17 protein-coding genes and 1 tRNA gene are annotated in these 14,192 nt (G+C 52.2%); 8 read left to right on the top strand and 10 right to left on the bottom strand.

Annotation, left to right across the window (positions count from 1 at the left end):
* From RT120_RS11480 to celB, 4 genes are read right to left on the bottom strand one after another with little or no spacing between them, the layout of a single operon-like run.
* Complete coding sequence (locus RT120_RS11480; RefSeq protein ID WP_312982734.1) at positions 1-312, bottom strand: PTS sugar transporter subunit IIB; 312 nt, start codon at positions 310-312, stop codon at positions 1-3.
* A complete protein-coding gene (locus RT120_RS11475; RefSeq protein ID WP_312982732.1) occupies positions 309-1,784 on the bottom strand; it encodes a leucyl aminopeptidase family protein in 1,476 nt (491 codons plus the stop codon). The genes RT120_RS11480 and RT120_RS11475 overlap by 4 nt, the downstream gene beginning before the upstream one ends.
* Positions 1,777-2,742 (bottom strand): N(4)-(beta-N-acetylglucosaminyl)-L-asparaginase, encoded by a 966-nt coding sequence (locus RT120_RS11470; RefSeq protein ID WP_312982730.1) that lies wholly within the window; start codon positions 2,740-2,742, stop codon positions 1,777-1,779. Before RT120_RS11470 ends, RT120_RS11475 begins: the two co-directional genes overlap by 8 nt.
* A 14-nt stretch (positions 2,743-2,756) precedes the next feature.
* Entirely contained in the window at positions 2,757-4,040 is a 1,284-nt protein-coding gene (celB, locus tag RT120_RS11465) for a PTS cellobiose transporter subunit IIC (RefSeq protein WP_312982729.1), read from the bottom strand.
* A 177-nt stretch (positions 4,041-4,217) separates the two neighbouring features.
* On the opposite strand from celB, the gene RT120_RS11460 reads away from it, so the two are divergent.
* Positions 4,218-5,090, top strand: coding sequence for a helix-turn-helix domain-containing protein (locus RT120_RS11460; protein WP_312982728.1), 873 nt, complete (start codon positions 4,218-4,220; stop codon positions 5,088-5,090).
* A gap of 45 nt (positions 5,091-5,135) precedes the next feature.
* Here the strand turns inward: RT120_RS11460 and RT120_RS11455 are convergent, their stop codons facing one another.
* Entirely contained in the window at positions 5,136-5,720 is a 585-nt protein-coding gene (locus RT120_RS11455) for an NUDIX domain-containing protein (protein WP_312982727.1), read from the bottom strand.
* 87 nt (positions 5,721-5,807) lie between these two features.
* Between RT120_RS11455 and RT120_RS11450 the strand changes: the two genes are divergently transcribed.
* Positions 5,808-6,563, top strand: coding sequence for a DeoR/GlpR family DNA-binding transcription regulator (locus RT120_RS11450; RefSeq protein ID WP_312982725.1), 756 nt, complete (start codon positions 5,808-5,810; stop codon positions 6,561-6,563).
* Positions 6,564-6,823: 260 nt separating this feature from the next.
* Here RT120_RS11450 and RT120_RS11445 read toward each other — a convergent pair.
* Positions 6,824-6,911, bottom strand: a tRNA-Ser gene (locus RT120_RS11445).
* A 204-nt stretch (positions 6,912-7,115) separates the two neighbouring features.
* Here RT120_RS11445 and ghrA point away from each other — a divergent pair.
* The 4 genes from ghrA to RT120_RS11425 all read left to right on the top strand — a co-directional run bounded on the left by ghrA (position 7,116) and on the right by RT120_RS11425 (position 10,046).
* Positions 7,116-8,057, top strand: a complete 942-nt coding sequence (gene ghrA / locus RT120_RS11440) for a glyoxylate/hydroxypyruvate reductase GhrA (protein WP_312982723.1) — start codon at positions 7,116-7,118, stop codon at positions 8,055-8,057.
* 87 nt (positions 8,058-8,144) lie between these two features.
* Positions 8,145-8,882: a phosphatase gene (locus RT120_RS11435; RefSeq protein ID WP_312982795.1), complete on the top strand. Its 738-nt coding sequence runs from the start codon at positions 8,145-8,147 to the stop codon at positions 8,880-8,882.
* Positions 8,883-8,902: 20 nt separating this feature from the next.
* The gene (locus RT120_RS11430; RefSeq protein WP_312982721.1) at positions 8,903-9,460 is read left to right on the top strand and encodes a molecular chaperone; all 558 of its coding nucleotides are present in this window, start codon (positions 8,903-8,905) and stop codon (positions 9,458-9,460) included.
* A 97-nt stretch (positions 9,461-9,557) separates the two neighbouring features.
* Positions 9,558-10,046 carry a DUF1097 domain-containing protein gene (locus tag RT120_RS11425; protein WP_312982720.1) on the top strand — a complete coding sequence of 163 codons (489 nt, stop codon included), beginning with the start codon at positions 9,558-9,560 and terminating at the stop codon, positions 10,044-10,046.
* 28 nt (positions 10,047-10,074) lie between these two features.
* On the opposite strand, the gene csgG is transcribed toward RT120_RS11425, so the two are convergent.
* The 4 genes from csgG to csgD are packed head-to-tail and all read right to left on the bottom strand — an operon-like array spanning position 10,075 to position 12,422.
* Positions 10,075-10,908, bottom strand: coding sequence for a curli production assembly/transport protein CsgG (csgG, locus tag RT120_RS11420; RefSeq protein ID WP_125292158.1), 834 nt, complete (start codon positions 10,906-10,908; stop codon positions 10,075-10,077).
* Positions 10,909-10,931: 23 nt separating this feature from the next.
* Complete coding sequence (csgF, locus tag RT120_RS11415; protein WP_161661590.1) at positions 10,932-11,348, bottom strand: curli production assembly/transport protein CsgF; 417 nt, start codon at positions 11,346-11,348, stop codon at positions 10,932-10,934.
* Positions 11,349-11,378: 30 nt separating this feature from the next.
* Positions 11,379-11,768, bottom strand: coding sequence for a curli production assembly/transport protein CsgE (gene csgE / locus RT120_RS11410; RefSeq protein ID WP_312982718.1), 390 nt, complete (start codon positions 11,766-11,768; stop codon positions 11,379-11,381).
* A gap of 3 nt (positions 11,769-11,771) precedes the next feature.
* Positions 11,772-12,422: a biofilm master transcriptional regulator CsgD gene (gene csgD / locus RT120_RS11405; protein WP_312982716.1), complete on the bottom strand. Its 651-nt coding sequence runs from the start codon at positions 12,420-12,422 to the stop codon at positions 11,772-11,774.
* Between the two features lie 772 nt (positions 12,423-13,194).
* Between csgD and csgB the strand changes: the two genes are divergently transcribed.
* A complete protein-coding gene (csgB, locus tag RT120_RS11400; protein WP_312982714.1) occupies positions 13,195-13,650 on the top strand; it encodes a curli minor subunit CsgB in 456 nt (151 codons plus the stop codon).
* Between the two features lie 97 nt (positions 13,651-13,747).
* Positions 13,748-14,182, top strand: coding sequence for a hypothetical protein (locus tag RT120_RS11395; protein WP_312982713.1), 435 nt, complete (start codon positions 13,748-13,750; stop codon positions 14,180-14,182).
* The last annotated feature ends 10 nt before the right edge of the window (positions 14,183-14,192 follow it).

The following is a 14,192-nucleotide window of genomic DNA, read 5'->3' as shown; positions in this document are numbered from 1 at the left end:
TTATGCCTCATCCATTAGCGCCAGCGCCTGATCGAGCACTTTGTCACCTTTCATGGTGCCGTACGCCATCATGTCGATGCAGGCGATTTTCTTGCCGTGCTGCTGGGCGATTTTTTCGCACTCCGGCAGCTTATAGCGAATTTGCGGGCCCAGCAGCGCCACGTCAAATTCGGCGGCGCAGGTTTTATAGTCGCGCACCGATTTAGCGCAGATCTCGACCGCCAGCCCGCGCTTCTCTGCTTCGTCCTGCATTTTCTTAACCATCATGCTGGTCGACATCCCCAGGTCGCATACCAGAAGGATCTTTTTCATTTTACTTCTCCCGTTTCGAGCAAATGCTGAATTAAAAGGGGGACAGGGCGGCCCGACGCCACACTGTAACCCTGTTCCCGCCACAGCGCCGTTCCGCTGATATCCAGATGCGCCCAGGGAATTTCTGCCGGGCAAAAACGATTGAGGAACCAGGCGGCGGAGGTGCTAATGGCGGCGTTGTTGGTCGGCGTGTTGCAGATATCAGCGATGCGGCTTTCCACCTGCGGGGCAAAGCGGGCATCCAGCGGCATCGGCCACAGGCTGTCGCCGCTGTGCTCCGCCGCCGTCGACAGGGTGCGGGTCAACGCCGAATCGTTGCTCCACAGGCCGGTGATGTCATAACCCAGCGCTTTCACCACCGCGCCGGTAAGTGTGGCCATATCAATAATGTAGTGCGGGGGCTGCTGCTCTTTACGCAGCGCGGCGGCCCAGGCGATGGCATCCGCCAGTACCAGGCGGCCTTCGGCATCGGTGTTGTTAATTTCAACGCTTAAGCCTGAATAGCTGGTGGCAATCTCGCCGGGGCGCATTGCATCCGGCCCCGGCATGTTTTCCGCCAGCGCCAGCACACCCACCAGGCGTACCGGCAGCTTAAGTTCCGCCGTGGCTACCAACAGACCAAAGACATTGGCGGCACCGCACATGTCATATTTCATGGTGTACATGCCTTCGCCGCTCTTCAGCCATAAGCCGCCGGTATCGAAGGTGATGCCTTTGCCGACGTATACGCCAAATGGCCCCTCGTCGCAGCCGTCATAATGAATAACCAACAGCCGGGGCGGGTTACTGGCCCCTTTGCCCACCGCGTGCAGTAGGCCCAGGCCGTGCTGCTGGATTTGGTTCTCATCCAACACGTCACAGCGCAGTTGCGGGTAATCTTCGGCCTGGCGAACAATATCGCTGACCATAAAGGCAGGGGTGCAATGTTCGGAAGGCCGGTCCGCAAGACGCCGGGCGGCAATCATCCCTTTGGCGCAGGCGGCGGTCTGGGTAAGCAGGGCGCTCAGCGCATGTTCCTGATGGGGTAAACACCAGAGCGTCAAGTGGCTCAGGCGCACGGCGCGATCGGCGGGTTTTTTATATCCCAGATCGCTTACCTGATACTCCAGATTAAACAGGTTGTGCAGCAAAGAAATCACGATGGCGCGATGCTTTTTGTCATCCATGTCCCAGCGGCTGGTATCCAGCACCAGATGCGGACAGGCAGTTTTGCGGCAAAGACCGCGTAGCGCTGCCGCCAGTTTTTGCGTCAGTCCATCCAGCCAGTCGCTTTCAGGCACGACCGTCACCCGGCCAAACGGCGCGCAGCCGAAGGCGCAATCTGCCAGGCTGTGCGCTGCCTGCTGGCGTAGCGCCTCTGTTAGCGCTGCGCCGATCTCGCAATTTTGTAATAAAGAACTGTCCGGCCACGTGACCAGATGCATGTCATCACGTGCCGCCAGCGACCCGTGGGTCAGAAGGGAATTAATCATAGTGAGGGTCTCCGATGGGAGCGCGGATGCGCGCCGCGTAATCGTTCATCCATTGTTCATCCGCCTCGGTATAGCACGTTTGCCCATCACGCCTGTCGGCAAGATAAACCGTTGGTGGAAGGTGTTCATTCGCGACGACAAAAGAAAAGGTTTTAATATTGGTGGCCGCACCGAATTCGCCGTCCCGGTTCATGCACACCACCGACAGGTCACCCACCCGGCCAAAACGCGCCATCAACTTGTCTTCCAGCTCCAGCACCACCGAATCTGCCGCCCGCTGGGGCGACATACCGCCTTCCATACGCCGGACAATTTCATAGCTGACGCAGCCTTTCATCAGGTCTTCGCCCACGCCGGTGGCGGTTGCTGCGCCGATCTGGCTGTCGCAGTAGAAACCGGAGCCGATCACCGGTGAATCGCCCAGGCGGCCCCGGCGTTTCATAAACAGGCCGCTGGTGGAGGTGGCGACGCTCATCGAACCTTGGGTATCCAGGCCGATCATGCCAACCGTGTCATGACCGTCATAGGGGCTTAATCCCCGGTCGATAGTTTCCCGGCAGCGCTTGCGGTAGTGCTGGGTGGCGCGTTCGGTCAGCATGGTTTTGGCGGCAAACCCTTCGCTCAACGCCCATTCACGGGCACCCGCCCCCACCAGCAGGCTGTTAAAACGCTGACGGCTCAGGGCATGGGCGACGCGTACCGGGTTGGCGATGTCGATCAGGTTGCCCACTGCGCCAAAGGCCAGGGTATCGCCGTCCATAAACGCCGCATCCAGTTCCACTTCGCCCTGCTCGTTCGGCAAACCGCCGTAGCCCACCGATTTGTAGAAGGGAAAATCCTCCACCTCTGCAACGGCATCGACCACCGCTCTGGCGGACGTCGCGCCTTTTTTTAGCGCATCGCTGGCCTGGACAATGCCCTCCAGCGCCATACGCCACGTTGCGATCATTCCCCACATATCCGTCTCCAGTGTTATTTCTGCGCTTCAGACGCGCAGTACTGCTTATCAACGATCCTCAGGAAAGGCAGATAAAGCATCGCGCCAATCAAAAGATTCAGAATTTGCATCACGCTGCCGCTGATATGCCCGGTGACGATAAACCCGCTAATCACCGGCGGCAGCGTCCACGGAATAAACACGCCGGTGGTCACCGCGACCATCTCAATTTTCATCGCCACGTATTGCACGGTGACCAGCACCAGCGGCACCAGGTTGAAGGGGATCAGCATGATCGGGTTCATGATGATCGGCAGGCCAAACAGGATCGGCTCATTGATGTTAAACACCGACGCCCCCGCGCCCAGCCGCGCCACTTCGCGCATACTTTTACTGCGCGCGAAAATCAGCATGGCGATGACCAACGACAGCGTGGCGCCCGCGCCGCCCATCCAGATCATGTCGAAGAACTGTTCAGTAATAATGTGCGGTGGGGTGACGCCTGCCTGAATGGCCGCGATGTTATCGGTCTGGTTCTCCATCCACAGTGGGCGAATAATGCCGTTTACCATCGAGCCAGAGTTAATGCCCACCGACCACAGCAGAGTAATCGACAGCACAGTCAGCAGCGCGCCGATGTAGGACGTGCCAAAATGGCGGACCGGCGTGGCAACCACCTGATAAATAAACTGGTGAATGGTATTGAACGAGGTATGTTCGAAAGCGATACGGATAATCAGCACCAGCACGATCACCGTCAGCGCGGGGATCAGCGCCGCAAAAGACTCCTGAACCGCAGGCGGCACGCCTTCGGGCATTTTGATCACCCAATTTTTACGCTTCAGAAAGCAGAACAGTTCGGTCCACAGCAGCGAACCAATCATGGCGACAAACAGGCCTTTGCTGCCAATCCACTCAGTGGGTACCACGGTGATATTGCCCAACGCTTCGACTTTGATAAATGGCGTCAGGATCAGAAACGCCACCAGCGCCAGGATGCCGCTGGATACGCGGTCCTCTTCATAGTGTTCTGCCAGGCGATAGGCGACCAGGAAGCTGATAAACAGCGACATAGTGGAAAACACGGCGTTGAAGGGGATCTCAACAATGTTGCTCCACGTAGCACCGAAGGTTTGCGTCATAAACTGCTGATACTGCTGATTTGGGAACGATGAAACGATCAGCAGCACCGATCCGACGATGATAAAGGGCATAAATGACACGTAGGCGGCGCGTATGGCGCACAAATGGCGCTGTTGTGCCGCCTTTGCCGCCAGGGGCATCAGTCTGGCTTCGAGAAATCCCAGGACATTACTCATGGTGTACTCCGTGATTATTTTTTATGATGAACACGTGTTTTTACCTCTGCCGAATGCGGCGATTATCAGCGAAACCGTTTGGCATAAATTTGCGTCACTTCACAACATTCCCGCTACCCATAACTAGTCTCATATGATTAGATACCGATAATTTATTTTCTGAGCAGGAAAATTAGTGTGGAAATTAAACTTCATGCCAACGCGACCACGACTCCCCGTGTGCGTCGTTATATTCAGGAATCCGCTAAAAGTGACCGGGAACTGGCGCAGGAACTAGGTATTTCAGTTTCTACCGTACGCCGCTGGCGCAAGCGGACCGATGCCACGGACCGGGCAACCACGCCGAAATCAATACACAAAGTCCTGAGACCAGAACAAAGCGCCGTGATCAACTGGCTGAGACAAACCTTTACCGTCCCGCTGGATGAACTGGTCACAATAGTGAATTCTGGAATGCAACAGCCCGTGTCCCGCGCGGGGCTGGATCGCTATCTGCGGCGGGCGGACATCGCTCATATGAACGTGTTAGGCGCGCGCATTATGCGCGGTAAAAAAGCGGTCAGGGGCGGTTTTTTGCCGGGGCACCTACGAATTTTTTATTGTCGTATCAGCCTGTTGCCGCAGGATGGCGGTGAGTTTCACGTGTTGTGGGCAGAAGAGGCGGTGAGCGGATGGCTGGCGGCCCGCGCTTACGCAGGTGCATCGCCGCAGCTGGTGACGCACTGGCTTGAAGATGTGATGGGCGCTACGCCGGGTGCTATACAATCTATTGAGACTGAAAATAAAAAATTGTTCGGCATGGGGGCGGTGAACGGTTACCCGCTCCAGGAATGGTGCGCAGAAAAAGGATTAACCCTGTGCGTCAGTGCCGATGAAACTACCGATATCACCCTGCATTTGGAATGCCGCTTAGCGGAATTAATCCCGGCCAGCGATCGGCAAAGCCTCGATGAGTATCTGCAACAGCTTTGCGGGCAGTACAACCAGCACTGGCCGCAAAAAAAACTGGGCGACCTTACGCCAACCCAGTTTTGGCAACAGTACCGTTGAGCGGTGATGGGATCGCAACGCACCTGATAATAAGGGCGTTACGGATCACATCACCCCTTCGAGCGCCAGGTACTGGAGCAGCATAATGGTTTTGGCATCGACGATTTTTCCCTCTTTAATCGCTCTTAGCGCGTCATCAAAACCCAGCTCAACGGTTTCGACGTCTTCACCTTCCTCTTCAATACCGCCTCCCGTGCCGGTGAACTGGTTGGCGTGATATTCGGCGATAAAAAAGTGCAGTTTCTCGGTGACTGACCCGGGGCTCATAAACGCCTCAAACACTTTGTGGACGTTTTCAAGCCGATAGCCGGTTTCTTCTTCCGCTTCGGCTTTAATGCACGTTTCTGGGTCAAGATTGTCCAGCAGACCGGCAGCGGCCTCCAGCAAAAAACCATCATGATCGTTGAGAAATGCCGGGAGTCGGAACTGACGCACCAGGATCACGCTGCGTTTTTCGCGGTTATACAGCAACACCGTTGCGCCGTTGCCCCGATCGTACGCTTCGCGGTTTTGCCGTTGCCAGCTGCCGTCGCGGCGTAAAAAATCGAAGGTGTATTTCTTTAGCAGATACCAGTCGTCGGATAGCGTTTTACTGTCTATAAGACGAACTCGCGAATGTTCAGATTGCATTTTGCCACCTCCCTCAGTAAGGTTGCACAATAACGCGCACATTCGTGCATAGTCAATTGTATTCGTGCAAACTCGTGAAGGCGATTTATGCTCACTCCTCAACGTAAAAAGAAAATACTCGAATTGCTGGCGGCTCAGGGACAGGTGCTTTCTAAGCAATTAAGCGAAACGTTTGCCGTATCAGAAGATACTATCCGCCGGGATTTACGAGAATTATCTACGGAAGGGCTATTACAGCGCGTGCACGGTGGGGCATTACCGGCTTCAGCGGCTATTGCCACTTTTGCGGAACGCAAAAATTTATCCCTGGACAGTAAACAACGTCTCGCCCGTAAGGCAGCGGAGTTGATTATGCCGGGGCAGGTGGTGCTGATTGACGGCGGTACCACTACAAGTGAGCTGGTGAAGTGCCTGCCGCTGGATCTAAACATCACCGTGGTCACACACAGCCCCGGAATTGCGCTGGGGCTTTGCGATCATCCCCATATTGACGTGGTGCTGATAGGTGGACGGCTTTATAAGCACTCAATTGTGACTGTCGGAGCCGCCACGCTGGAAGGGATAGCCAAAGTTCATGCTGATGTGTGCTTTTTAGGCGTAACCGGCGTGCATGTCGAGGCGGGGTTGACGACCGGCGATTTTGAAGAGTCGTGTATTAAACGCGCACTTGCGGCACGGGCGGCCGAAACGATTGTGATGGCGTCTCCGGAAAAAATGAATACCGCTTCACCGTGGGAGATTGGTGATATATCGCTGGTGAATACGCTGGTGGTGGTGAAAGAGACGGAAGATGAACTGGTGAAGCCGTTTGTGGAGCGGGGGATTGGGGTGGTGTTCGGGTAAGGCTACGATGTTAGTTACAACATACTAATTGATATCGGGTTGGATGTCGCGGCGCCGGAGTTGTTAAGTTTTAACAAGGCAGGATGTAAACGGGGAGGTGGGTAAACTGTCGGGGGGGATTGACTCGCTTCGCTCGCCCTGCGGCCATTCCGTACCACTGGCTGCGCCAGTGATTGAACCCCGCTCGGGGCTTCTCATCCCCCCGACACGGAGCGGATAAGAAAAAAGCTCATACTTGCGTATGAGCTTTTTTCAAAATATGGCGGTGAGGGGGGGATTCGAACCCCCGATACGTTGCCGTATACACACTTTCCAGGCGTGCTCCTTCAGCCACTCGGACACCTCACCATATTGTCATCCCGTTCTGTCCGGGACGGGCGCTAATGTAGGGAAATCCCGCGAAGCCGTCAATCAACTTTTCGCGTTATTGCGCGTGTTTAATCAAACTTCAAGCAACCTGCTTCTTAAAACAGCAAATTGATGAAATTCAGGGCAATGCGACTTGCATCTGACCGGGTTTGCCGCGATCCTGGTATAAAAAGAGGAGACACTATGGACATCATTTATTATCACCCCACCTTCGATACGGCATTCTGGCTCGAGAAATTACACCAGGCGCTCCCGCAAGCCCGGGTACGTGAGTGGAAACCCGGTGACAATGACCCCGCGGATTATGCGCTGGTGTGGCACCCACCCGTTGAAATGCTCAGCGGACGCACGACGCTGAAAGCCGTTTTCGCGCTGGGCGCGGGCGTAGATTCCATCCTCAGCCAGCTTCAAAAACATCCCGACATGCTGCCAACTGAGGTTCCGCTGTACCGCCTTGAAGATACCGGCATGGCGCTGCAAATGCAGGAGTATGCCGTGAGCCAGGTGCTGCACTGGTTCCGACGCTTCGATGATTATCAGGCGCAACAGCGCGAGGGGATCTGGAACCCGCTGGATGACTATACCCGTGAAGAATTTACCGTCGGTATCCTCGGCGCCGGTGTGCTGGGCGGCAAAGTAGCGGAAAGCCTGGTTGCATGGGATTTCCCGGTGCGTTGCTGGAGCCGTACCCGTAAAAACTATCCGCACGTAGAAAGCTTCGCAGGGCAGGGCGAACTGGATGCGTTTCTGTCCGGCACCCGCGTGCTGATCAACCTGCTGCCGAATACGCCGGAAACTGCCGGCATTATTAATCAGCAACTGCTCAATAAACTGGCGGATAATGCGTATGTCATCAACCTGGCGCGCGGCGTGCACCTGCTGGAAGACGATTTACTGGCGGCGCTGAATAGCGGCAAAATCAAAGCGGCGATGCTGGACGTCTTCAGCCGCGAGCCGTTGCCGGCGTCCAGCCCGCTCTGGACGCATCCTCGGGTGACCATTACCCCGCATGTCGCCGCAGTGACTCGTCCTCTGGAAGCGATCGCATATATCAGCAAAACCATTGCCAGCCTCGATCGCGGCGAGATCCCCGCAGGTCAGGTTGACCTTAAACGCGGCTACTGAAAGCCCGCCCGGCGCCTCTCGCCGGGCATTTCGTGAGCTTCAACGCTGAAACTGGTATCCTTAGTGAAAACGCAAGAGGAGAAAACCATGTATCCCGTTGACCTGCATATGCATACCGTCGCCAGTACTCACGCTTACAGCAACCTTCATGACTATATCGTCGCGGCAAAGCAAAACGGCATCAAACTGTTTGCCATTACCGATCACGGCCCTGATATGGCGGATGCACCGCACCACTGGCACTTTATCAATATGCGTATTTGGCCACGCGTGGTGGATGGCGTTGGGATTTTACGCGGCATAGAAGCCAATATTAAAAACACCGCTGGCGAGATTGACTGCACCGGACCGATGCTGGATGCGCTGGATTTTATCATCGCCGGTTTCCACGAGCCGGTGTTCCCACCGCAGGACCGCGATACCCATACCGAAGCGATGATCGCTGCCATGGCCAACGGCGATGTACATATGATTAGCCACCCCGGTAACCCGAAATTTCCGGTGGATATTGATGCCATCGCCGAGGCCGCTGCGAAATATCACGTGGCGCTGGAAATCAATAACTCGTCCTTTTTACATTCTCGTAAGGGGAGCGAAGCCAACTGTACGAAAATTGCCGCAGCCGTACGCGATGCTGGCGGCTGGCTGGCGCTGGGTTCAGATTCTCATACCGCGTTTACTCTCGGCAATTTCGATGAAAGCCTGAAAATCATCCGTGCCGTTGATTTCCCGGAAGACCGGATCCTTAATGTGACGCCGCGCCGCTTTCTGAATTTCCTTGAGTCGCGCGGTAGAGCGCCTATCCCTGAATTTACCGATTTCTAATACCTCTCCATGGAATGTTTATGAACGAGTTTTCTATTATTTGCCGCCTGCTGGGCTCCCTGTATTACCGTCACCCCAGCGATCCAGTAATGGCTCCGATTTTTACCCTGATTAATGAGGGCAAACTGGCGCAGAACTGGCCGTTGGAGCAGGACGCGTTGCTGGCGCGATTGCAAAAAAGCGTTGACCTGCCCGCGTTGAGCGCAGACTACGATGCGCTGTTTGTCGGCGAGGAATGCCGCGTATCACCCTATGGTTCGCAGTGGCAGCAAGAAAAAAGTGAAGCAGATGTCCGGGCCTTTTTGCAAACCCGCGGCATGCCGCTGGGCGAAACGCCGGCCGATCATATCGGTACGTTGCTGCTGGCCGCTTCCTGGCTGGAAGATAATTCGGCAGATGACGAGAGCGAGGCGCTGGAAGCGTTGTTTGCCGACTATCTGCTGCCGTGGTGCGATACCTTTTTTGGTAAAGTTGAAGCCAACGCAACCACGGCTTTCTGGCGCACGCTTGCCCAGCTTTCTCGCGAAGCCGTACTGGCAATGTGGGACGAGTTAACTGAAGAAGGTGATGAGGAGTGATATTCGTCACAAAATAAATGTAACGACAATATTCAAATTGCAAATTATGTGCGGCATATCTCACCAGTAGCCTGGGCTTCTGATAAGATATGCCGCCATGAACATACTCATTTCTTTGGCACTGACAACAGGTATCCTCTCCGGCCTCTGGGGCTGGGTGGCGATTTCGCTCGGTCTGATTAGCTGGGCGGGCTTCCTGGGGTGCACCGCTTATTTTGCCTGCCCAAAAACCGGCTTTAAGGGCCTGTTAATGACGGCCTGCACACTGTGCAGCGGCGTGCTGTGGGCGCAGATCATTATTCATACCAGCGCCCTGGCACCGCAATTTTCTCTGCTCGGTTATGTGATTACCGGCGTGGTCGCGTTTTTGATGTGCGTTCAGGCAAAGCACCTGCTGCTCTCGTTTGTGCCGGGCACTTTTATTGGTGCCTGCGCCACTTTTGCAGGGCAGGGGGACTGGAAAGTGATTGTGCCTTCCTTATTGTTAGGCTTGCTGTTTGGTTTCGCCATGAAAACCAGCGGCATCTGGCTTGGCAGCCGCAGCGAGAAAAAAGTCCTGGCGCAGGGCGAAAAAAAACCAGCCTGAGCTGGTTTTTTATGGGCGCGATGCGCTATCAGGATTCCGGCGGCGTCGCCATATCCCGGTACTTCGCCAATACTTTGTTGTTCATGTCAGCCGGGTTTTGCAGGTCCCACAGCCCGCGGTTAATCCCGTCATTCACCAGATAGATAACACCGGTTTCAATGGCTGACATCAGGCACATCATCACAGGCTCATTCGAGGTGTAGCCCATTTCGCCTTCCAGCAGTCGCTGATAATCAATGAAGCGGAACACACCAGCCTGGACTTCATAAGACAGTATCGTTTTGCTGGTGTTAACCGACGACAGCACTTCACCGGTACTGACGTTGACCACACGTAAGTTCACGGCAATCTGGTCCAGCTGATACTGCGTATCTGCGCCGATCCCAAAGTAACGCGCCCCCACACCGCCTGATTTAACGTTGCTTTCATAACCGATAATCGAACCTTCGATCATGATGTTCGCTGCGCGCAGCGAATCCAGCGGCTGGCGGTTATTGGGGGCGACGGTGCCGTTTTCCTGCGCGGCGCGGATAATTTTGCGCTCGTTAAGCAGGTTTTGCAGCCCCTGGCGCTCAAGTGGAACAAACCACTTTGAGTCCTTCAGTGCGGTGACCAGCATTGACGTGGCGCTTTGCGGTACCGCAGTTGAGAAGTTACTCGCCGGGTAAGGCTTAAACTGCCCGGTTTCATCCTGAATGTTATACACCGACACATAAAGCTTGCCTTTTGGATCGGGGAGCTTCACCAAATCGCGATAGCTTTGCGCGCGGGGCATCAGAGTGGGTTTTGCCGCTTCTTTTGGTGGAGCGGTTAAACAGCCACTTAATAACGTCACTGCCAGAAGTAAAAGTAAGCGCTGCATGATAAGAATCCTTTTTAACCGGGTTATTCTGTGCCGGAACTGTACTGTAAGCCCGAGACCTCAATAACAGAGGTTCTGCCGGTCTTACGGTCGGTGACGTTCAGTTGCAACTGTCCGTCGCGGTTCGCAATATCAACGATATAGTCACTGGTTACCATTCTGCCTGGGGTGCCGGTGCTGATATTCGACATCAGGTTACCCAGTACCTGGGATTGCAAAGCCTGACTGAAGCTATCCAGCGCCGTTGGGGCTTCGTAGCCTAAATCGTCGTCATAGCTGGGGTCTTTATAAGAGTTTTGCGCTTGCGCGCTGTTTAATAAAAACGCGCCGTTATTTGGGTTGCCGCCAAAATTCGGGTTGCGGAACTGAAACGTCATATTTCCTCCCCACGATAATGGTGCAATTAACATCAACGAAATCATGCCGTATGCGAGACGCATGTCAGCCTCCTGAATAGGTTTTATTGAGAATTAAAATTCATCGCTGGTTAAATCACCGGTACTCAATAACACTTTATCTATTTGACGACGCTGCAATGCTTCCTGTGTCTGCGCAAGTGCAATATCGACGTTTTGGTCAAAGTCTCGTTTTGTGGGGAACAGGAAAAGTTGGAAAAGCACCTCCTGATCCAGGGTAATGGTTATCCAGCTTCCCCATCGGGCGCTGGGCCTTTCATTTATTGATAAGTTTCCAGGATATGAACTTTCCCATTTATGGCTAAATTCACGATAAAAATCATGACCAATAGACGAAACGGTACGGTCTGTTAATAATCCCGGCACTTCTACTTCTACGGCGTGTGCAGTCGCAGTGGCCCAGAAGATACCGCAGGCCACCAACAAAGGTCTTAGATTTTTCATGGCTTATCGCCTGAGGTTATCGTTTGCCCATGAAACAGCCTGAGTACGGTTTTTTACCGCGATCTTTTTAAATAAATTATAAAGATGGGTTTTTACCGTGTTTTCACTAATAAATAAGGCCTGAGCGATTTCAATATTTGAAGCGCCGACGCGTAATTTATTAAGGATCTCTTTTTCACGATGCGTGAGCAACGTGGATTCACCGCCGTTGTACCGATAATTCCCCGAGTGCGTAATCAAATAACTGGCAAGCTTTTGCGAAAAATAGCATTCGCCGCGCAGCACGCCTCGCATTCCCTCGATCACGCAGGACTGGTCTTCATGGGCGTAAAACACCCCATGAATATGCGGCCAACCCTCGATTTCTCGAAACGGATATTCATCGGGTGTATTCAGTAACACGATTTTGAGATTGATGTTCTTGCGGCCTAAATTATCCTGCCAGTACTGAATCAGCTTCTTATCAGCTTCCATCATATCAAGGAGAATCAAACTGTTAGCTGCAATATCATCAACGGAGCGCTGAATGTTATGCAGTTTACCGTTTATTCCAAGAGATGTTTTTAAATGCTGTAATAACGCTGTCGCTTGCAAAGATGGCTTAGTAATCAAGAACAACGTTTGGCCATGCATGCTCTGGACTTCACTGTACATGATGAAACCCCACTGTTTTTTATATTGACACCTGACAGCTGGGCTGAATAGATATTCAGCCCACCAGAAGTACTGACAGATGCTGCACTGCTGTGTATAGAAAAATAATCAGTCATCCCCGGAGAGGGTGATGAAAAAGAGAAACTTTTATTTGTACTGCTGAATTCAATCTAGCCATTACTAATCTTAAATCAAGTGTTAAAGATGTTACATAATGTAAAATGGAATATATAAATGTTAATTTCAGGATTTCAAATATGAAAAAATTAATAGGTAAGTTGTACATTTTTAATGAGTTGCATCATTTTTAAAATCATACAAATATTTTTAAGTCATTGTTATTTAACGTTTATGATATTTTTTGTTGAAAACGTATTACCTCTAATCCACGGGATCACCCTGCTGGAAAGGCGGTTGCGGGGTTTGTATAGATAATGAGTAAGCGGTGACAGACTCTTCGAAGATTTTTTTTGATCAACCTCTCGCGGCTGTTTTTTGCCGTTTCGTTTGTTACAACCTCATGAATCTCTTCTTTGCTTTTTATGGATTTTGCCGTTAAAAGTATTTCCCTCCTTTATTACCTGATTTAATTCTCATACTTTTTGGTGACGGAATGAGAAAAAATACGACTCGCGGGTGAGATATTAAATATGTTTCCTTCGACATACTCTTCTCCGTAACGCAGCAATAACATTTTGTTAGTTGTGTTTACAAATTAGAAATGATTGAAAGGATAATTGTATTAATTATCCTGCCAGCCCAAGGTGACAACATGAAAAACAAATTGTTGTTGATGATGTTGACTATATTGGGTACGCCCGCTGTGGCTTATTCATATAGTAATGATCTTGCGGCAGCAGAATACAACTTTGCTGTGAATGAATTAAGCAAGTCTTCATACAATCAGGCAGCGATTATTGGTCAAGACGGCTCTCATAATAGAGTCGACACTCGCCAGGACGGCCATAAGTTGCAAACCGTGGTGGTACAAAACGGCACGGGTAACAGAGCAAATGTAGACCAATCAGGAAATTACAATCTGACGTATGTCTCTCAGGACGGTTTCCGTAATGATGCAGATATACAGCAGAATGGGTTCGGTAATAGTGCGATCGTTATTCAGAAAGGTTCGAATAATAGAGCGAACGTTACCCAATATGGTACGCAAAAAACCGCAGTCGTTGTTCAAAAGAACTCGTTTATGAATATTCGCGTTACTCAACGCTAAATTCAGAACGACTTAATATCAATCCGATGGGGGTTTCACCATGAAATTATTCAAAGTGGCAGCAGTTGCAGCATTAGTAGTTATCTCTGGAAGCGCGATGGCAGATCGTAATGACTTTCGTCCTTCTCAGTCTGGCGCTGAGTTGAAAATTTATCAGGACGGTGCTCATCACGTTGTGAATTCAGTTCAGACTGGTGCTGACGGCTCCCTGGTAGATATTAACCAAACGCATTACAACAACTTCGCGAATGTTCAGCAGTCTGCTAAAGACAGCAACATTTGGCTGGATCAGGATGGTGTGAAAAACACCGCTGATATTAAACAACCTGGCGGTTTCGGCTCTGATACCGATGTTACCCAGAAAGGTAACTACAACGCTGTTAACGTGAACCAGAACGCTATCCGTTCTGACATCACTATCAGCCAGCGCGGTAACTCTCACTACGCTAACGTTGTCCAGACCGACAACTACGCGAAAGCAGACGTGACTCAGCGCGGTTACAACAACTTCGTAAACGCTGCTCAGTACTAATCGTACGATG

The sequence above is a fragment of the Atlantibacter sp. genome, assembly GCF_032062175.1.
Lineage (GTDB): Bacteria > Pseudomonadota > Gammaproteobacteria > Enterobacterales > Enterobacteriaceae > Atlantibacter.
Note: the sequence above shows the minus strand (reverse complement) of the source record. Positions and strands in the feature narration are given on the sequence as shown.

Coding starts and splice junctions, on each gene's coding strand:
- RT120_RS11480 (WP_312982734.1), bottom strand. CDS start 312: ATGAAAAAGATCCTTCTGGTATGCGACCTGGGGATGTCGACCAGCATG.
- RT120_RS11475 (WP_312982732.1), bottom strand. CDS start 1,784: ATGATTAATTCCCTTCTGACCCACGGGTCGCTGGCGGCACGTGATGAC.
- RT120_RS11470 (WP_312982730.1), bottom strand. CDS start 2,742: ATGTGGGGAATGATCGCAACGTGGCGTATGGCGCTGGAGGGCATTGTC.
- celB (WP_312982729.1), bottom strand. CDS start 4,040: ATGAGTAATGTCCTGGGATTTCTCGAAGCCAGACTGATGCCCCTGGCG.
- RT120_RS11455 (WP_312982727.1), bottom strand. CDS start 5,720: ATGCAATCTGAACATTCGCGAGTTCGTCTTATAGACAGTAAAACGCTA.
- RT120_RS11450 (WP_312982725.1), top strand. CDS start 5,808: ATGCTCACTCCTCAACGTAAAAAGAAAATACTCGAATTGCTGGCGGCT.
- ghrA (WP_312982723.1), top strand. CDS start 7,116: ATGGACATCATTTATTATCACCCCACCTTCGATACGGCATTCTGGCTC.
- RT120_RS11435 (WP_312982795.1), top strand. CDS start 8,145: ATGTATCCCGTTGACCTGCATATGCATACCGTCGCCAGTACTCACGCT.
- RT120_RS11430 (WP_312982721.1), top strand. CDS start 8,903: ATGAACGAGTTTTCTATTATTTGCCGCCTGCTGGGCTCCCTGTATTAC.
- RT120_RS11425 (WP_312982720.1), top strand. CDS start 9,558: ATGAACATACTCATTTCTTTGGCACTGACAACAGGTATCCTCTCCGGC.
- csgG (WP_125292158.1), bottom strand. CDS start 10,908: ATGCAGCGCTTACTTTTACTTCTGGCAGTGACGTTATTAAGTGGCTGT.
- csgF (WP_161661590.1), bottom strand. CDS start 11,348: ATGCGTCTCGCATACGGCATGATTTCGTTGATGTTAATTGCACCATTA.
- csgE (WP_312982718.1), bottom strand. CDS start 11,768: ATGAAAAATCTAAGACCTTTGTTGGTGGCCTGCGGTATCTTCTGGGCC.
- csgD (WP_312982716.1), bottom strand. CDS start 12,422: ATGTACAGTGAAGTCCAGAGCATGCATGGCCAAACGTTGTTCTTGATT.
- csgB (WP_312982714.1), top strand. CDS start 13,195: ATGAAAAACAAATTGTTGTTGATGATGTTGACTATATTGGGTACGCCC.
- RT120_RS11395 (WP_312982713.1), top strand. CDS start 13,748: ATGGCAGATCGTAATGACTTTCGTCCTTCTCAGTCTGGCGCTGAGTTG.